18 protein-coding genes and 1 rRNA gene are annotated in these 17,198 nt (G+C 43.5%); all 19 read left to right on the top strand.

Features of this window, described 5'->3' with window-relative positions:
- Positions 1-117 precede the first annotated feature (117 nt).
- Positions 118-420: an Asp-tRNA(Asn)/Glu-tRNA(Gln) amidotransferase subunit GatC gene (gatC, locus tag JEQ21_RS04765; RefSeq protein WP_199364324.1), complete on the top strand. Its 303-nt coding sequence runs from the start codon at positions 118-120 to the stop codon at positions 418-420.
- Positions 420-1,883, top strand: coding sequence for an Asp-tRNA(Asn)/Glu-tRNA(Gln) amidotransferase subunit GatA (gatA, locus tag JEQ21_RS04760; protein ID WP_199364322.1), 1,464 nt, complete (start codon positions 420-422; stop codon positions 1,881-1,883). The genes gatC and gatA overlap by 1 nt, the downstream gene beginning before the upstream one ends.
- A gap of 2 nt (positions 1,884-1,885) precedes the next feature.
- Complete coding sequence (gene gatB / locus JEQ21_RS04755) at positions 1,886-3,328, top strand: Asp-tRNA(Asn)/Glu-tRNA(Gln) amidotransferase subunit GatB (RefSeq protein ID WP_196091612.1); 1,443 nt, start codon at positions 1,886-1,888, stop codon at positions 3,326-3,328.
- Between the two features lie 79 nt (positions 3,329-3,407).
- Positions 3,408-4,787 carry an MATE family efflux transporter gene (locus tag JEQ21_RS04750; protein ID WP_199364321.1) on the top strand — a complete coding sequence of 460 codons (1,380 nt, stop codon included), beginning with the start codon at positions 3,408-3,410 and terminating at the stop codon, positions 4,785-4,787.
- Between the two features lie 33 nt (positions 4,788-4,820).
- Positions 4,821-5,348, top strand: a complete 528-nt coding sequence (locus tag JEQ21_RS04745) for a YqeG family HAD IIIA-type phosphatase (protein WP_199364319.1) — start codon at positions 4,821-4,823, stop codon at positions 5,346-5,348.
- Entirely contained in the window at positions 5,349-6,458 is a 1,110-nt protein-coding gene (gene yqeH / locus JEQ21_RS04740; RefSeq protein ID WP_196091609.1) for a ribosome biogenesis GTPase YqeH, read from the top strand. It abuts the gene before it with no gap.
- 355 nt (positions 6,459-6,813) lie between these two features.
- Positions 6,814-7,125, top strand: a complete 312-nt coding sequence (yhbY, locus tag JEQ21_RS04735; RefSeq protein WP_196091608.1) for a ribosome assembly RNA-binding protein YhbY — start codon at positions 6,814-6,816, stop codon at positions 7,123-7,125.
- Positions 7,126-7,137: 12 nt separating this feature from the next.
- Complete coding sequence (locus JEQ21_RS04730) at positions 7,138-7,770, top strand: nicotinate-nucleotide adenylyltransferase (protein WP_196091607.1); 633 nt, start codon at positions 7,138-7,140, stop codon at positions 7,768-7,770.
- On the top strand, positions 7,767-8,357 hold the full coding sequence (gene yqeK, locus JEQ21_RS04725; RefSeq protein ID WP_199364317.1) for a bis(5'-nucleosyl)-tetraphosphatase (symmetrical) YqeK: 591 nt from the start codon (positions 7,767-7,769) through the stop codon (positions 8,355-8,357). The genes JEQ21_RS04730 and yqeK overlap by 4 nt, the downstream gene beginning before the upstream one ends.
- Before the next feature lie 3 nt (positions 8,358-8,360).
- On the top strand, positions 8,361-8,714 hold the full coding sequence (rsfS, locus tag JEQ21_RS04720) for a ribosome silencing factor (protein ID WP_199364314.1): 354 nt from the start codon (positions 8,361-8,363) through the stop codon (positions 8,712-8,714).
- 70 nt (positions 8,715-8,784) lie between these two features.
- A complete protein-coding gene (locus JEQ21_RS04715; RefSeq protein ID WP_199364304.1) occupies positions 8,785-9,522 on the top strand; it encodes a class I SAM-dependent DNA methyltransferase in 738 nt (245 codons plus the stop codon).
- Positions 9,519-10,616 (top strand): nucleotidyltransferase, encoded by a 1,098-nt coding sequence (locus JEQ21_RS04710; RefSeq protein WP_199364302.1) that lies wholly within the window; start codon positions 9,519-9,521, stop codon positions 10,614-10,616. The genes JEQ21_RS04715 and JEQ21_RS04710 overlap by 4 nt, the downstream gene beginning before the upstream one ends.
- A 71-nt stretch (positions 10,617-10,687) precedes the next feature.
- Complete coding sequence (locus tag JEQ21_RS04705) at positions 10,688-11,404, top strand: YebC/PmpR family DNA-binding transcriptional regulator (protein ID WP_196091602.1); 717 nt, start codon at positions 10,688-10,690, stop codon at positions 11,402-11,404.
- Between the two features lie 117 nt (positions 11,405-11,521).
- Positions 11,522-12,349, top strand: a complete 828-nt coding sequence (locus tag JEQ21_RS04700; protein ID WP_442805115.1) for an amino acid ABC transporter substrate-binding protein — start codon at positions 11,522-11,524, stop codon at positions 12,347-12,349.
- A gap of 182 nt (positions 12,350-12,531) precedes the next feature.
- Positions 12,532-13,386 (top strand): MetQ/NlpA family ABC transporter substrate-binding protein, encoded by an 855-nt coding sequence (locus tag JEQ21_RS04695; RefSeq protein ID WP_199364300.1) that lies wholly within the window; start codon positions 12,532-12,534, stop codon positions 13,384-13,386.
- Positions 13,387-13,552: 166 nt separating this feature from the next.
- Entirely contained in the window at positions 13,553-14,407 is an 855-nt protein-coding gene (locus JEQ21_RS04690) for a MetQ/NlpA family ABC transporter substrate-binding protein (protein WP_199364298.1), read from the top strand.
- 492 nt (positions 14,408-14,899) lie between these two features.
- Positions 14,900-15,964 (top strand): methionine ABC transporter ATP-binding protein, encoded by a 1,065-nt coding sequence (locus tag JEQ21_RS04685; RefSeq protein ID WP_196091599.1) that lies wholly within the window; start codon positions 14,900-14,902, stop codon positions 15,962-15,964.
- Position 15,965: 1 nt separating this feature from the next.
- A complete protein-coding gene (locus tag JEQ21_RS04680) occupies positions 15,966-16,655 on the top strand; it encodes a methionine ABC transporter permease (protein ID WP_196091598.1) in 690 nt (229 codons plus the stop codon).
- A 456-nt stretch (positions 16,656-17,111) separates the two neighbouring features.
- Positions 17,112-17,198, top strand: a 16S ribosomal RNA gene (locus tag JEQ21_RS04675); the annotation flags it as partial.

The following is a 17,198-nucleotide window of genomic DNA, read 5'->3' as shown; positions in this document are numbered from 1 at the left end:
GTCAACGGGATTATACTATTTAAAATAGGAAGGTTGAGATTTTTGTCTCAACCTATTTTTCACGCCTGAAATGTGGTAAAATAAGGAAGATTTACATGGAACCTTAAAGGAGACAGAATGAAGATTTCACATCAAGAAGTGGCTCATGTGGCCAATCTATCAAAATTAGCCTTCACTGCGGAAGAGACAGAGAAATTTGCGACGGATCTTACTAAGATTGTCGATATGGTTGAAATGTTAAATGAATTGGATACAGACGGGGTTGCTGTGACATCCTCAGTTGTAACCCAGGTTAACGTTCTTCGTGAAGACCAAGCCCAAGCGGGATGGAATCGAGAAGAGTTATTTGAAAATGTACCTGAAAAAGACAAGGGCTTCATCAAAGTTCCAGCCATTTTCGAAGAGGGAGGCAGCCATTAATGAGATTGCAAGAACAAACCATCGATCAATTACACGAGCTTTTGGTCAAAAAAGAGATTTCAGTTGAAGAATTGACCAAGGAAACCTTGGCGGATATTCAAGAACGGGAAGCAGCGCTGGGCAATTTCATCACGATTAATGATGAGATGGCTTTGGAACAAGCTCGTGCTTTAGATGCTAAGGGTGTAGATGCCGACAATGTATTAAGCGGGATTCCTGTAGCAGTTAAGGATAACATCTCTACTAAAGGAATTTTGACGACTGCGGCATCAAAAATGCTCTACAACTATAAGCCAATTTTTGATGCGACTAGTGTTGAAAATCTCTATAAAAAGGAGATGATCGTGATTGGGAAAACCAACATGGATGAATTTGCCATGGGAGGTTCCAATGAGACATCCTATTTCAAACCAAGTAAAAATGCTTGGGATCAAAACAAGGTGCCAGGAGGTTCCTCTGGTGGTTCTGCCTCAGCTGTGGCGGGAGGGCAAGTCCGCTTGTCCTTGGGGTCTGATACAGGCGGTTCGATTCGTCAACCGGCAGCCTTTAATGGAATTGTGGGGATGAAGCCGACGTATGGCCGAATTTCACGTTTTGGTCTGATTGCCTTTGCATCTTCCTTGGATCAAATTGGTCCATTTGCACCAACCGTTCGAGAAAATGCGCACTTGCTTGGAGCTTTGTCTGGTCATGATCATCGGGATGCAACGTCTGCACCTCTTGCTGTTCCAGATTTCACTAGTAAGATTGGTCAAGATTTGACCGGTATGAAAATCGCTCTTCCTAAAGAGTATATGGGTGAAGGGATTGATCCAGCGGTTAAGGAACAAATCTTGGCTGCTGCTAAGAAGTTTGAAGAGCTAGGCGCGCGTGTAGAAGAAGTGAGTCTTCCCCACAGTCGCTATGGTGTAGCCGTTTATTACATCATTGCCTCTTCAGAAGCCGCATCCAATCTTCAACGTTTTGACGGTATTCGTTATGGATTTAGAGCAGAAGATATCGAAAATCTTGAAGATGTCTATGTGAAGACACGGAGTCAAGGCTTTGGAGACGAGGTCAAGCGTCGGATTATGCTGGGGAACTTCAGTTTGTCATCTGGTTTCTACGATGCCTACTTCAAGAAGGCTGGTCAGGTGAGAACTTTGATTATTGAGGACTTCAAGAAAGTCTTTGCGGGCTATGACCTCATTATGGGACCAACTTCTCCAACAGTTGCCTTTGATTTGGGAAGCCGGATTGAGGATCCCGTTTCAATGTATTTAGCGGACCTTTTGACTATTCCAGTAAACTTAGCCGGTCTACCAGGAATGTCCTTGCCAGCCGGCTTTGCGGATGGCCTACCAGTTGGTCTGCAGCTGATTGCCAACCATTTCCAAGAAGAAACATTGTATCAGGCTGCTGCAGCTTTTGAAGCCGCAACTAGTTACCACTTAGAAAAACCAGCGATTTTCGGAGGAGTTTAGTCATGAATTTTGAAACCATTATTGGATTGGAAGTCCACGTGGAATTGAAAACAGCTTCCAAGATTTTTTCACCAGCTCCTGCGCATTTTGGTGAGGATCCAAATGCCAATACCAATATTATTGACTGGGCTTTTCCGGGAGTCTTGCCCGTCTTGAACAAAGGTGTTGTGGATGCTGGAATTAAGGCGTCCCTAGCTCTTAATATGGATTTACATCGGGACATGCATTTTGACCGTAAAAATTATTTCTATCCTGATAATCCCAAAGCCTACCAAATCTCTCAATTTGATGAACCGATTGGCTACAATGGTTGGATTGAGATTGAATTGGAGGATGGTTCCACCAAGAAAATCCGTGTAGAACGGGCACATTTAGAAGAAGATGCGGGAAAAAATACTCACGGAACGGATGGCTATTCTTATGTAGACTTGAACCGCCAAGGGGTTCCCTTGATTGAGATTGTTTCGGAAGCGGACATGCGGAGTCCAGAAGAAGCCTATGCTTACTTGACTGCTCTAAAAGAAATCATCCAGTATACCGGTATTTCTGATGTCAAGATGGAAGAGGGGTCCATGCGGGTGGATGCCAATATTTCTCTTCGACCATATGGACAAGAAGCTTTTGGAACCAAAACAGAATTGAAAAACCTCAACTCCTTTAACTATGTGCGTAAAGGGTTGGAGTATGAAATCAAACGCCAGGCCGAAATTCTACGCTCAGGTGGTGTGATTCGACAAGAAACTCGCCGCTATGATGAGGCAACTGGTGAAACCATCCTCATGCGGGTCAAGGAAGGTGCAGCGGATTACCGCTATTTCCCAGAGCCAGATCTTCCACGAGTTCAGTTGGACGATGCTTGGATTGAAGCAGTTCGTCAAGAGTTACCAGCCTTTCCTAAGGAACGTCGCCAACGTTACCGTGATGAGCTTGGTTTGAGTGACTATGATGCCCGTCAATTGACAGCCAACAAATTTCAATCGGACTTCTTTGAAACAGCAGTGGCTCTAGGTGGAGATGCGAAACAAGTCTCCAACTGGTTACAAGGAGAAGTGGCTCAATACCTAAATGCGAATGGTCAAAGTTTGGAACAAATTGCCTTGACTCCAGAGAATTTGGTGGAGATGATTGGCTTGATTGCGGATGCGACGATTTCATCTAAGATTGCCAAAAAAGTCTTTGTACATCTGGCCAAAAATGGCGGGTCAGCGCGTGAATATGTTGAGAAAGCCGGCTTGGTTCAAATTTCTGATCCAGCAGTCTTGATTCCAATCATTCACCAAGTCTTCCAAGACCAGCCTGCAGCGGTGGCAGACTTCAAGTCAGGCAAGCGCAATGCAGATAAGGCCTTTACAGGCTTCCTGATGAAGGCAACCAAGGGACAAGCCAACCCACAAGTGGCCCAAGCTCTTCTCAAAGAGGAATTGCAAAAATTATTAGAAGACTAAGACTTTGGAAGGTCGAGATACTGTAATCAGTATCCCGACCTTTCTCTTGGTTTTGGAAATATTCATGAAAGGAGTGTGTATGGAAAAGAATAAATTGGGAAGGGCTTCGATTTTGTCCCTCTTACGGCAATTGGCCATCCCGGCGGTGATTGCCAATGTTGTCAACGCTCTCTACAATATTGTGGATCAGATTTTTATTGGTCAGGGGATTGGTTATTTAGGGAATGCGGCAACCAATGTGGCTTTTCCTTTAACGACCTTGTGTTTGGCATTAGGGTTGATGTTAGGGTTAGGAGCTGCGGCCCGCTTTAACTTGGAGTTGGGGCGTGGAAACAATGCCTTAGCCAAGAAAGTCATGGGGAATGCCTTTGCGACACTTACGGTAGTGGGTCTCCTCTTGTGTCTAGTCCTGCAAGTTTTCTTGGGACCACTGTTGACTCTTTTCGGGGCAACGGACAGTATCTATGATTTAGCCTTGACCTATACCAGTGTGTCTATTTGGGGAGTTCCCTTTTTGTTATTTGCTATTGGGGCGAACCCCTTGGTTCGGGCAGATGGTTCCTCTACCTATTCGATGGTGGCGATTATTTCAGGGGCAGTTGTAAATACCCTACTAGACCCCCTGTTTATTTTTAGCTTTGGTTGGGGGATGGCTGGTGCTGCTTGGGCAACGGTTCTGGGACAATTGGTTTCAGCCTTGATTTTAGCGTTTTACCTTCCTCGTTTTAAGAGTGTGCAGCTCCAGCGGGAGGATTTCCATTTGAAGAGGTCTTTGGTTGCTTCCTTTGCTTCTTTGGGAATGGCGTCCTTTATTTTCCAATCCTCCAACTTGTTGGTGCAGATTGTGACCAACCAGTCCCTTCGCTTTTATGGGGAGACCTCGGTTTATGGGAGTGAGATTCCCATAGCGGTGGCTGGGATCGTGGCTAAAATTAATGTCATTATGATTTCTCTGATTATTGGGATTGTTCAAGGTTCCCAGCCGATATTGAGTTTCAACTATGGAGCGGAAAATTGGGATCGGGTGCAGGAGACCATTCGGATTGCCATTGCTTGGGTGTCTGTCATTGGTGTGGGGACCTGGTTGGCTTTTGAAGGGTTTCCTTATGAGTTTTTAACCTTGTTTGGATCGGGGGGTGATGCCTATTTTGAATTTGGGATTGCCTATATGCGGGCCTTTTTCCTCTTTTCTTTTGTGAATGGGGTGCAGATTTTTTCAGCTACTTATTTTCCAGCTATCGGCCAGGCCAAGATGGGAGCTAAGATTTCTCTCCTTAAGCAACTGGGGTTGATTTTACCGCTCCTCTTGCTGATGCCGCGCTTTTTCGGGGTTGCGGGACTAGCCTATGCTATGCCCCTAGCTGATTTCATTGCCTTTGTGGTCGCGGGTTATGCCTTGTGGAAGGCCTATCATCAACTTGGCTTTCCTTTTGAAGCAAAAGATGGGGATGTGGTATAATGGAAACTAGTACAGTGGAAAATGGAGTAGCTTGTGTCAATTGAGCAATATAAGCCGGATTACACGGTTGAAGCGGTCTATGATATCGCGGTAGAAGATTTGAAAAAATTGGGAATTGAAGCGGTTTTGGTTGATTTGGATAATACCTTGATTGCATGGAATAATCCCGATGGAACCACTGAGATGAAGAACTGGTTGCATCAAGTACAGGATGCGGGTATTCGGATTATGGTGGTTTCCAATAATACCAAGAAACGGGTTACGCGAGCCGTTGAGAAGTTCGGGATTGGCTATGTCTATTGGGCTTTAAAACCCTTTGCCTTTGGCATCAACCGTGCCTTAGCCAAGCTTGGGGTCGATCGGTCCAAGGTGGTCATGGTCGGAGATCAATTGATGACCGATATTCGGGCAGCTCATCGGGCTGGGATTCGGTCGATCTTGGTCAAGCCTTTGGTCCAACACGATTCCATCAATACCAAGTTTAACCGGGCTCGGGAACGTCGTGTTCTTAAAAAAATGGAAGAAAAATACGGCCCAATGAAATTTCACAAAGGATTGTAAATGCAAGAAACATTATTTTGTATCGGCTGTGGTGCCGAAATTCAAACAGAGCAGAAGGAGAAAGCGGGTTTCACTCCGCCTTCAGCCTTGGAGAAAGGGTTGGAAACTGGGGAACTTTACTGCCAACGTTGCTTCCGCCTTCGTCATTACAACGAAATTAGCGATGTGGAGATGACGGATGAGGACTTTCTTCGTCTCCTGCACGAGGTTGGCGATAGCGATGCTCTGGTGGTTAATGTTATCGATATCTTTGACTTTAACGGGTCGGTTATCCCTGGTTTGTCACGGTTTGTATCAGGCAATGATGTTCTGCTTGTTGGAAATAAAAAGGACATTTTGCCAAAATCGGTTAAGGATAAAAAACTATTGCGATGGTTGACCGAGCGAGCTCATGAAGAAGGTCTACGGCCGATTGAAGTCCAATTAACCAGTGCACAAAACAAGGAAGCTATTAAAGACTTGATCGAGAAAATCGATCGTTACCGCAAAGGCCGTGATGTCTATGTGGTAGGGGTGACCAATGTAGGAAAATCCACTCTGATCAATGCCATTATTCAGGAATTGTCAGGGGATAAGGATGTGATTACAACCAGTCGTTTCCCAGGGACAACCCTGGATAAGATTGAAATTCCTTTAGAAGATGGCCGCTTTATCTATGATACCCCTGGGATTATCCATCGCTACCAGATGGCCCATTATCTGGAAGGTAAGGATTTGAAATTAGTCAGTCCGAAAAAGGAGTTAAAGCCTAAAACCTACCAACTCAATCCAGAACAAACACTGTTCTTTGGTGGATTAGCCCGTTTGGATTTTGAAGCTGGCGATCGCCAAGGTTTTACAGCTTATTTTGAGAACGAACTGACCATCCATCGAACCAAACTAGCCGGAGCAGATGCCTTTTATGACAAACATGTCGGAGATCTATTGCAGCCACCAAGAAAGAAACAGGTGGATACTTTCCCAAGACTGGTACCCCACAATTTGACCATTACGGAGAAGAGCGATGTGGTCTTTTCAGGTTTGGGATGGGTCCGCATCCCCCAAGCAGCTCGTCTAGTTGCCTGGGCACCTGAAGGAGTTGCCGTTTTGGTACGCCCAGCTATTATTTAACCCATATTTGATTTTTTTAAAATTTAAATACTCGAATCTTTCAAAGAGCTGACTAGAAAAGCCGATGAAGATTGTTCAACAGGTCTGGGAGACTTGTTGAATATTATCGATAAAGCGTACAGGGCACGTAATCAAAAAGTTCATCAAAGAGGCTTGACAAAGTCAGATTTTGAAATTCAATGTGTATAGTCTTTTAGTTTGCTTTTAGTACAAGGCAGCGAGTCGCAGGCAGTACTAAAGTACGGCAAGACGAGCTAACACAGTAATAAAAAATAAACTAAAAGAGTATATCAAGGAAATAACTAGGAAACTGACGAAGCTAGACGTTGAAATTTGAAGAGTATTAAGGAGAATTATGTCACTAACAAGCAAACAAAGAGCCTTTTTGAAGGCTGAAGCTCATCATATGAAGCCTATTATCCAAATTGGAAAAAATGGTTTGAATGATGAAATCAAGACTAGCATCCGTAATGCCTTGGATGCGCGTGAATTGATTAAGATCACTCTGTTGCAAAATACAGATGAAAATATTCATGACGTTGCAGAAACTCTGGAAGAAGAAATCGGGTTGGATACTGTCCAAAAGATTGGTCGTATTCTCATTCTCTTCAAACCTTCTGCTAAAAAAGAAAACCGTAAACTGTCCATTAAAGTTCGTGAGGTTTAAAAAGGAGAAACGATGGCACTTGAACTAGTCACACCTTTCACCAAGGTTGCTCTACAACCGGATTTACCAGAAAAGAAACGCAAACAAGTCGGGATTTTGGGAGGGAATTTCAATCCCGTCCATAACGCCCACCTTTTAGTAGCGGATCAGGTGCGGCAGCAGTTGAGTTTGGACCAGGTCTTGCTCATGCCAGAGTTTATTCCCCCTCACAAGGATAAAAAAGAAACCATTGACCAGCACCACCGTTTAATGATGTTGGAATTAGCCTTGAATGGAAAAGAAGGTTTAGGGATTGAACGTTTGGAATTGGAACGTAAGGGGATTAGCTACACCTATGACAGTATGAAAATCCTAACGGAAGCGAATCCAGACACGGATTATTACTTTATTATCGGAGCGGATATGGTGGAATACCTTCCTAAATGGCATCGTATTGATGAGCTCTTGGAATTGGTACAGTTTGTTGGTGTCCAACGTCCCAAATACAAGGCGGGAACCTCCTATCCGGTTATCTGGGTTGATGTCCCACTAATGGATATTTCCTCCAGCATGGTTCGTGATTTTATCGCAGCAGGCCGTGAGCCGAACTTTCTGCTACCGGAGCTGGTTTGGAACTACATCAAACGTGAGGGCTTGTACAAATGACCTATGCTGCCTATCTCCCCTTTGACAGAGATGATTTGTTGGAACGCTTAGAGCAAACCCTCAGCCCTCATCGTTATCAGCATGTCTTGAATGTCGAAAAAGCTGCCATTCAATTGGCGGAAGCCTATGGTCAGGATCCTATCAAGGCTGGTTTGGCTGGGTTGCTACATGATTACGCCAAGGAAAAGCCGGACAGCTATTTTCAGCAGCTGATTCAAGAACGGAATTTAGATCCAGATTTGCTGCAGTGGGGAAATAATCTGTGGCATGGCTATCTTGGGATTTATGCCATACAAGAGGAACTTGGTCTGGAGAATCCAGAGATTCTAGAAGCCATTCGTGTTCATACCATCGGTAAAGCAGAGATGTCGCCCTTGGATATGATTCTCTATGTGGCGGACTATATCGAAGTGGGTCGGAATTTTCCGGGTGTTGAGGAAGCAAGGCGGATCGCTTTTTCTTCTCTGGAAGGGGGAGTGGCTTATGAAACAGCCGAGACTCTTTCTTTTTTAGCTAAAAAAAGAATTCCTATTTATCCTCAAACCTTAGAAACTTACAATGCATACAGACACTTTTTAGAGAGGTAAAGAATGGAAGAAAAACAATTATTAGAACTTGTTGTGAAAGCTGCGGATGAAAAACGGGCGGAGGATCTTGTTGCCTTAGATGTTCAAGGGTTGACGAGTGTGACAGATTATTTTGTGATTGCTAGCTCCATGAACAGCCGCCAATTAGAAGCAATTGCAGATAATGTCCGTGAAAAAGCCCAAGAAACGGGTCTAGAAGTCGGTCCTCTTGAGGGCAACGTAGCCAGTGGCTGGGTTCTTTTGGATTTGGGAGCTGTGGTTTTCCATATCTTTTCAGAGGAAGTTCGCAATGATTACAATTTAGAAAAATTGTGGCATGAGGCTGAAATGGTCGACATTTCTAGCTATATAGATTAAAAAAGTGAAAGAGGGAGGGCAGTGTTTGGAAAAAACAGGTTGTCCTCTTTTTCGAATATAGAGGTATCTGATGACTACTTATGAAACATTTGCGCGTGTTTATGATTCCATTATGGATGAACAACTTTATGATCAGTGGCTAGCTTTTACGCAAGAGCATCTTGCCCCAGATACAAAAGACATCTTGGAATTAGCTTGTGGAACTGGGATTCTATCCCTTAAGTTGGATCGGGCTGGCTACCGGGTCAAGGGCTTGGATTTGAGCCCAGAGATGGTGGAACTTGCCCAGAAACGGGCCAAGGAAGCAGGGCGGGAGCTAGAGTTTCTTCAAGGAAATATGCTTGCCTTACCGGCCATGGAAGCGGTGGATGCCGTGACTTGCTACTCGGATTCGATCTGTTATTTAGAAGATGAAGTTGAAGTTGGGGATGCTTTCCAGCAAGTTTTCCAAGTCCTTAAATCTGGCGGCCGTTTTCTCTTTGACGTCCATTCCATTTACCAAATGGAAGAGGTCTATCCGGGTTACAGCTACCATGAAAATGCGGAAGACTTTGCTTTTGTTTGGGATTCTTATCCGGATGAGCCTCCGTATTCTATTGTTCATGAATTAACCTTCTTTTTGCAAGAAGAAGATGGACGTTTTGTCCGCAAGGACGAAGTGCATGAAGAAAGGACTTATGAACGCTTGACTTATGAGATTTTGCTGGAACAAGCTGGTTTTACCAATATTCAAGTCTTTGCGGATTTCACCAACCAAGCTCCAGATGAAAAAAGTCTGCGTTGGTTCTTCGTGGCGGAGAAACCATGAAAATAAGCGGAGTTGTTGCCGAGTTTAACCCCTTTCATAATGGTCATCGTTACCTGTTGGACCAGATGGAGGGGCTCAAGATTGTGGCCATGTCTGGGAATTTTGTTCAGCGAGGAGAGCCGGCTTTTGTGGATAAATGGATTAGGGCTCAGATGGCCTTGTCTCAGGGGGCAGATTTGGTTTTGGAACTTCCCTTTTTAGTCAGCGTTCAGGCAGCCGATTTTTTTGCAGCTGGAGCGGTTGACATTCTAGTCAAGGCTGGAGTAGAGGAACTTGTTTTTGGAAGTGAAGAAGTTCGGGATTACAATCAGCTGCTAGAGACTTACCGAACTAAGGCTGATGAGATGAGGGACTATATGGACCAACTTCCAGCTTCCTTGTCTTATCCCCAGAAGAGTCAAGCGGCCTGGGAAACGTTTGTAGGGCTGACCTTTAGCGGTCAAAGCCCCAACCACATTTTAGGCTTGGCCTATACCAAGGCCGCTGCTGGAACTGCCCTTAGCCTAAAGGCGGTCCAGCGGCAGGGAGCCGGTTTTCATTCTTTGGAAAAGGATCAAGCTTATGCCTCCGCAACGGCCCTGCGGCATCATCGGGGCGATTGGGATTTTATAGAGCGGCATAGTCCAGTAGCCAGTCTTTTAGCCCAAGCCCCTCAGCAAGATTGGTCTTTGTATTGGTCTTTGTTGCGCTACCAGATTCTCAGTCATTCCAATCTGGAGGATATTTACCAAGTGAATGCGGAGTTGGCCCAACGCTTGTTGCAGGCGATTAACCGAGTAAACTCCGTAGAGGAGCTGGTTGGGATGGTCGCTACCAAGCGTTTTATCAAGGCACGGGTCCGGAGAGTTCTGACCTACATCTTGGTGGGGGCCCAGGAGGCCCCTTTGCCAGAATCCTTGCATGTGCTAGGGTTTTCCGAACGTGGGCGTCAACACCTAGCGCTTTTGAAGAAGAAGGTAAAATTGGTGACCCGGATTGGAGCTGAGCCTTGGGATGCTCTGACCCAGAAGGCAGATAAGATTTATGGTCTTGGTCAAGAGGGCATTGGCGAGCAAAATTTTGGACGGATTCCGATCCAATGGGGTGGAGATTGAATTCTTTTTTGCGTCAGCTTTTGGAAAGTGATATAATAACGCGTGAATGCAAGTAATTAAAGGAGAAGAAAATGGGACGTAAATGGGCCAATATTGTGGCGAAAAAGACAGCAAAAGATGGTGCTAACTCTAAAATCTATGCGAAATTTGGAGTTGAAATCTATGTGGCAGCCAAAAAAGGGGAGCCAGATCCTGAGTTGAATGCGGCTCTTAAGTTCGTTGTGGATCGGGCTAAACAAGCACAGGTTCCAAAACACGTTATTGATAAAGCGATTGATAAGGCTAAGGGAAATACAGATGAAACCTTTACAGAAGGTCGTTATGAAGGCTTTGGACCAAATGGTTCCATGTTGATTGTGGATACCCTTACTTCTAATGTGAACCGTACAGCGGCGAATATCCGTGCAGCCTTTGGTAAGAATGGTGGAAACATGGGAGCTAGTGGTTCTGTGTCTTACATGTTTGATAACAAGGGTGTGATTGTCTTTGCAGGCGATGATGCGGATGCCATCTTTGAATTATTGTTGGAAGCAGATGTAGATGTGGATGATGTGGAAGCAGAAGAAGGAAGCATCACCGTTTATACAGCTCCAACTGATTTGTACAAGGCTGTAGAGGCTCTTCGTGGAGAGGGAATTGAAGAATTCCAAGTAACAGAATTGGAAATGATTCCTCAATCTGAAGTAAACCTAGAAGGTGATGACCTAGCGGTCTTTGAAAAACTTGTGGATGTCTTGGAAGAGGATGAAGATGTTCAAAAAGTCTATACCAATGTAGACGGATTCTGATAACGACAAGGGGCCGAAGGAAACTTTCGGTCTTTTTTGTATTTCATAATACTAGCTAATAGAAATTTCTTTTATTTTCTGTTACTATCTTAAGTATAGATTAAAAGGAGGTTTTTCATGAAACTGAAAAAAGTTATTTCTCTTGCTCTTGTTGCCGCGTCTGCCCTCGTGATTGCAGCCTGCTCCAACAATGCCTCAGATTCTTCTGAAGCATCAGGCAAAGAAGTTGTACGAGTAGCCACTAATGCTTCACCAAAACCATTTAACTATGAAGATGAAAATGGGGAGTTGACAGGTTACGAGATTGAAGTTGTGAAAGAAATTTTCAAAGACTCAGACAAATATGACCTGGAATTTGAAAAAACAGAATGGTCAAGTATCTTTGCTGGTTTGGATAGTGACCGTTACCAAATGGCCGTTAACAACATTTCTTACACAGAGGAGCGTGCAGGGAAATACCTTTATGCTTATCCTGTAGCTAAGAATCCGAATGTTTTGGTTGTTCAAAAGGATGATGACAGCATCAAATCAATGGATGATCTTGGTGGCAAGAAAACTGAAGTTGTCCAAGGGACCAACTCTGCTGCCCAATTGGAAGAGTGGAACAAGGAACACGCAGACAATCCAACTGAACTTTCCTATACAAAAGCAGACTTCCAACAAATCATGACTCGTTTGAATGATGGCCAAGCAGACTACAAGATTTTTGATCGTATCTCTGTTGAAACCATTATCAAGAACCAAGGTTTGAACAATTTGAAGATTATTGAATTGCCAGAGACAGCTCAGCCATTTGTTTACCCAATCTTTGCTAAAGGCCAAGATGAGTTGAAAGAGTTCGTGGATGGACGTATCAAAGAGCTTCAAGCAGATGGTACTCTTGACAAGCTTTCTAAAGAATTCTTTGGCGGAGACTATGCTCCAACAGCTGAAGAGTTGAAATAATCTTATTAAAGTAGTTCCCTAGGGGAGCTACTTTTTTGCTGCTGCTACTTTGTTTAGGAGGTGTAACCCTACTTTATTTTTACATCATAAAATATTTTTATTGAAAACATAAAAAAACAATACTAGGCTAGGGAGTCAGCTTCTGTTATTCTACTATCAAGAAAAAGAAAAGGAGCTTGCTTATGACATTGAAATCGGTATTGAAAATTGTAGGATTGACGACCTTGGCTGCTTTAGCATTAGCGGCCTGCGCTCCATCAAGTGATGCTAAGGAGAATGCCAACACTATTCGGGTGGGGTTGATGGCTAAAAGTGATACGGAGGAAGCGCGCTGGGATAAAATCGAAGAGCTTCTGAAGGACGAAGGGGTTACCTTGGAGTATACGGAGTTTACAGATTACTCCCAACCGAATAAAGCGACCGCAAATGGGGAAGTGGATGTCAATGCCTTCCAGCATTATAATTTCTTGAATAACTGGAATGAAGAGAATAACGGATCCTTGGTTCCAATCGCGGATACTTACTTCACAGCTTTTCGTCTTTATTCTGGTACCAAGGATGGTTCTGAACGCTACACGAGTGTCGATCAAATTCCAGACGGAGGAACAATCGCAATTCCAAACGATCCTGTAAATGAAAGCCGAGCCCTCTACCTTCTTCAATCTGCTGGTTTATTGAAATTAGATGTTTCTGGAAATACCTTTGCCGCTCTCTCAAATATTAAAGAAAATCCGAAAAACTTGAATATTAAAGAATTAGATGCTAGCCAAACAGCTCGTTCTTTAGGTTCTGTAGATGCAGCCATTGTTAATAATGATTTTGTTCAAGAAGCAGGAATTGATTTCAAAAAGGCCATCTTTGTTGAAGTACCGGATGAAAACTCAAAACAATGGTACAACTTCTTAGCGGCTAAAGAAGATTGGGAAGAATCTCCAAAAGCGGACGCTTTGAAAAAATTGATCAACGCTTATCACACAGACGAAGTGAAAAAAGTCATCGAAGAATCATCAGGTGGTTTGGATCAGCCAGTTTGGTAATGCCTGTAGAAGGTTGAGGGTTGCCCTCAGCCTTTTCGATTGCTGTGGGCTAAAGCTTGAGACGGCATGATAAATATTTTTTATGATGTAAATAAAAATCCCATACTAGGCAGGCAGAAGGAGGTCTGTTATCCTAGTATCAAGAAAAAACAAAAGGAGCTTGATTATGAAATTGAAATCGCTTTTGAAAGTAGCAGGGCTGACAGCCTTGGCAGGATTAACGCTTGCAGCCTGTGCAAATACAGGTGGCTCTTCTTCAGATGCTAACACGCTTCGTGTAGGACTTATGGCTAAAAGTGACTCCGAAGAAAAACGTTGGGAAAAAATTGAAGAGCTGTTGGATAAAGAAGGTGTGAAGTTGGAGTACACAGAGTTTACAGACTACTCCCAACCAAACATCGCAACTGCTAATGGTGATGTGGACGTTAATGACTTCCAACACTATAACTTCTTGGACAACTGGAATGAAGAAAACAATGGAGATTTGGTAGCCATCGCGGATACCATTATTTCCCCAATCCGTCTCTACTCAGGTACCAAAGATGGTAAGAACCGTTATACTAGCGTTGATCAAATCCCGGATGGCGCAACCATCACAGTTCCGAATGATGCCACAAATGAGAGCCGCGCTTTGTACCTTCTTCAATCAGCAGGTTTGATCAAATTGGATGTTTCTGGGAAAGAATTGGCAACTATTGCTAACGTAAAAGAAAATCCTAAGAAATTGGACATCAAAGAACTGGATGCTAGTCAAACAGCTCGCTCTCTAGACTCAGCAGATGCAGCGGTCGTCAATAATACTTTCGTATCTGAAGCGGGACTTGACTTCAAAAATGCCCTCTTTGTTGAAGTTGCGGATGAAAACTCACAACAATGGTACAATGTTCTTGCTGCTAAGAGTGATTGGGAAAAATCTGATAAAGCAGATGCTTTGAAGAAATTGATCAAGGCCTACCACACTGATGATGTGAAGAAAGTCATCGAAGAAACCTCAGAAGGTTTGGACCAACCAGTTTGGTAAGTCGATACTGTATGCAAACCAAGCAAGGGGAGTGGGTTTGGAAATAAGCCCACTCTTTTCTTTGCTACCAATACTCATTAAATTTCAAAATCTGACCTTATCAAGCCTCTTTGAGGCTAGGCAAAAAGTATCAGCCACTAAGTTTTATACTCTTTTAGTTTATCTTTTATTACTGTGTTAGCTCGTCTTGCCGTACTTTAGTACTGCCTGCGACTCGCTGCCTTGTACTAAAAGCAAACTAAAAGACTATAATTAGTGAAAATACTTTGACGCCGTGGTTGATTCGGTCAAACAGTCTAATCAACTGTGCGGGGGTGGGAGTGAAACGATTTGGGGATAAATCGTTTCAGCTTACAACTTGTAATAAAGACTTGTTACGAACTCTTTTTCAACTGTAATAGTTCTTTCCCACTCCCGGCTTTTCTAGTCATTTTTTGAAAGATTCGAGTATTTCGATTTTGAAGTTGGTTTAGTATGAAATAGGAGTATGTCATGTCAGAAGCTATTATTAAACTTGAAAATATTGGGGTTCGCTTTGCCCAGAAAAATAAAGTCATTACTGCTGTTGATGATGTTAGTTTGTCGATTCAACAGGGAGATATCTATGGAATCGTAGGCTACTCTGGGGCAGGGAAATCTACCTTGGTGCGGGTTGTCAATCTTCTGCAAGTTCCAACAGAGGGGCGGTTGGTCGTTGATCATGAGGTGTTTTTTGATCAAGGAAACGTGCAATTGAGTGCCCAAACTCTTCGGGAAAAACGGCGGGAAATTGGAATGATCTTTCAACATTTCAATTTGATGAGCCAAAAGACGGCCGCTGAAAATGTGGATTTTGCTCTTAAACATTCCGGTTTAAGCAAGGAAGAGAGAGCGAAGAAGGTTCAGGAACTACTGGAGTTAGTGGGCTTGGCTGATCGAGCTGAAAACTACCCCTCACAGTTGTCGGGTGGGCAAAAACAACGGGTGGCGATTGCGCGTGCTTTGGCGAATGACCCGAAAATCTTGATTTCAGATGAGTCAACCTCAGCTTTGGATCCCAAGACGACTAAACAGATTTTGAAACTACTTCAGGAATTGAATGAACGTCTGGGATTAACCATCATTCTGATTACCCATGAAATGCAGATTGTAAAAGATATTGCAAATCGTGTAGCCGTTATGCAAGATGGACGCCTGATTGAAGAAGGTAGTGTGCTGGATATTTTCAGTAATCCTAAGAATGACTTGACTAAGGATTTCATGGAGACAGCGACTGGGATTGATGAAGCCTTACGGAAAATATATCAACAGGAAAGTGTTCTGCATTTGCCGGCTGGGCAAGAATTGGTACACTTGAAATTTTCCGGTAGTGTGACTGACCAAGCCATTATTCATGACCTCTCCAAGCATTATGAGGTTGCAGCCAATATTTTATTTGGAAATATTGAAATCTTAGACCATACTCCGGTCGGTGAGTTGATTGTGATTCTCTCTGGTTCAGCGGAGAATTTGGTGAAGGCACACGGAGGACTAAAGGAATCTGGAGTTGGCGTTAAAATTCTGAAGGAAGGACGTTAAGATGAATTTTATTGAAACTTACTTACCAAATGTTTATAAAATGGGCTGGTCTGGACAAGCAGGCTGGGGGACGGCCATTTATTTGACCCTCTATATGACTTTTTACGCCTTCCTGATTGGTGGATTTTTGGGCCTTGTTACGGGTCTATTGCTTGTACTGACTGCTCCAGGTGGTGTTCTTGAGAATAAGTGGGTTTACTGGACTTTGGATAAGGTAACCTCCATTTTTAGGGCCGTTCCGTTTATTATCCTGCTTGCGGTTCTTTCTCCGTTGGCTCAAATTCTTGTTGGAACCAGTATTGGGCCAAACGCTGCTCTTGTGCCGCTATCTTTTGCTGTCTATGCTTTCTTTGCTCGTCAAGTACAAGTTGTTTTGGCTGAATTGGATTCTGGAGTTATTGAAGCGGCCCAAGCCAGCGGAGCAACGACTAAAGACATCATCGGTGTCTATCTGAGCGAAGGGCTGCCCGATCTTATCCGGGTCACAACGGTAACCTTGATTTCCTTGGTTGGTGAAACTGCCATGGCTGGAGCTGTTGGAGCAGGGGGTCTGGGGAATGTGGCCATTGCCTATGGCTACAATCGCTACAATCATGACGTAACGATCCTGGCAACAGTCTTGATTATTATTCTGATTTTCACCATTCAATTTGTAGGGGATTTTATCACTAAAAAAGTCAGCCACAAGTAAAAAGATCTCAGAGGTTTTACTCCTCTGAGAATTTTTTTAAAATAATTTCAAAATATCTCTTGCCAAGACCAACATCATGTTGTATACTAATAAAGTCCTGAAGGGAGAGTTCCTTAAACGGGACGAAATCAGTAGAATGGTTCGGCACAAACGAACGAAAACAAAAAAACTTCAAAAAAGTTAAACAAAAGTGTTGACAAGCAATTGAGGTTTTGATAAACTGATTAAGTTGTCTCGTGAGAGACATGACCTTTGAAAACTGAACAAGACGAATACCAATGTGTGGGTAGTAGGAATACTACCTGTCAATAATAAATTCGAAGCTAAATCAAAAAACTTCAAGGCAAACTGACGCAGGTAGAACTAAGGTTCACCAAGGAGGTTTAACGAAGAAGTCTGAAGATTTAACGCAGAACAAATCTGTCAGCGACAGAAAAATGAGTGAAGACTCAAACTTTTGATGAGAGTTTGATCCTGGCTCAGGATGAACGCTGGCGGCGTGCCTAATACATGCAAGTAGAACGCTGAAGGAAGTGCTTGCAC

This window comes from Streptococcus sp. 121 (assembly GCF_016458205.1).
Classification (GTDB): domain Bacteria; phylum Bacillota; class Bacilli; order Lactobacillales; family Streptococcaceae; genus Streptococcus.
This window is presented reverse-complemented; position numbering and strand designations above follow the sequence as displayed.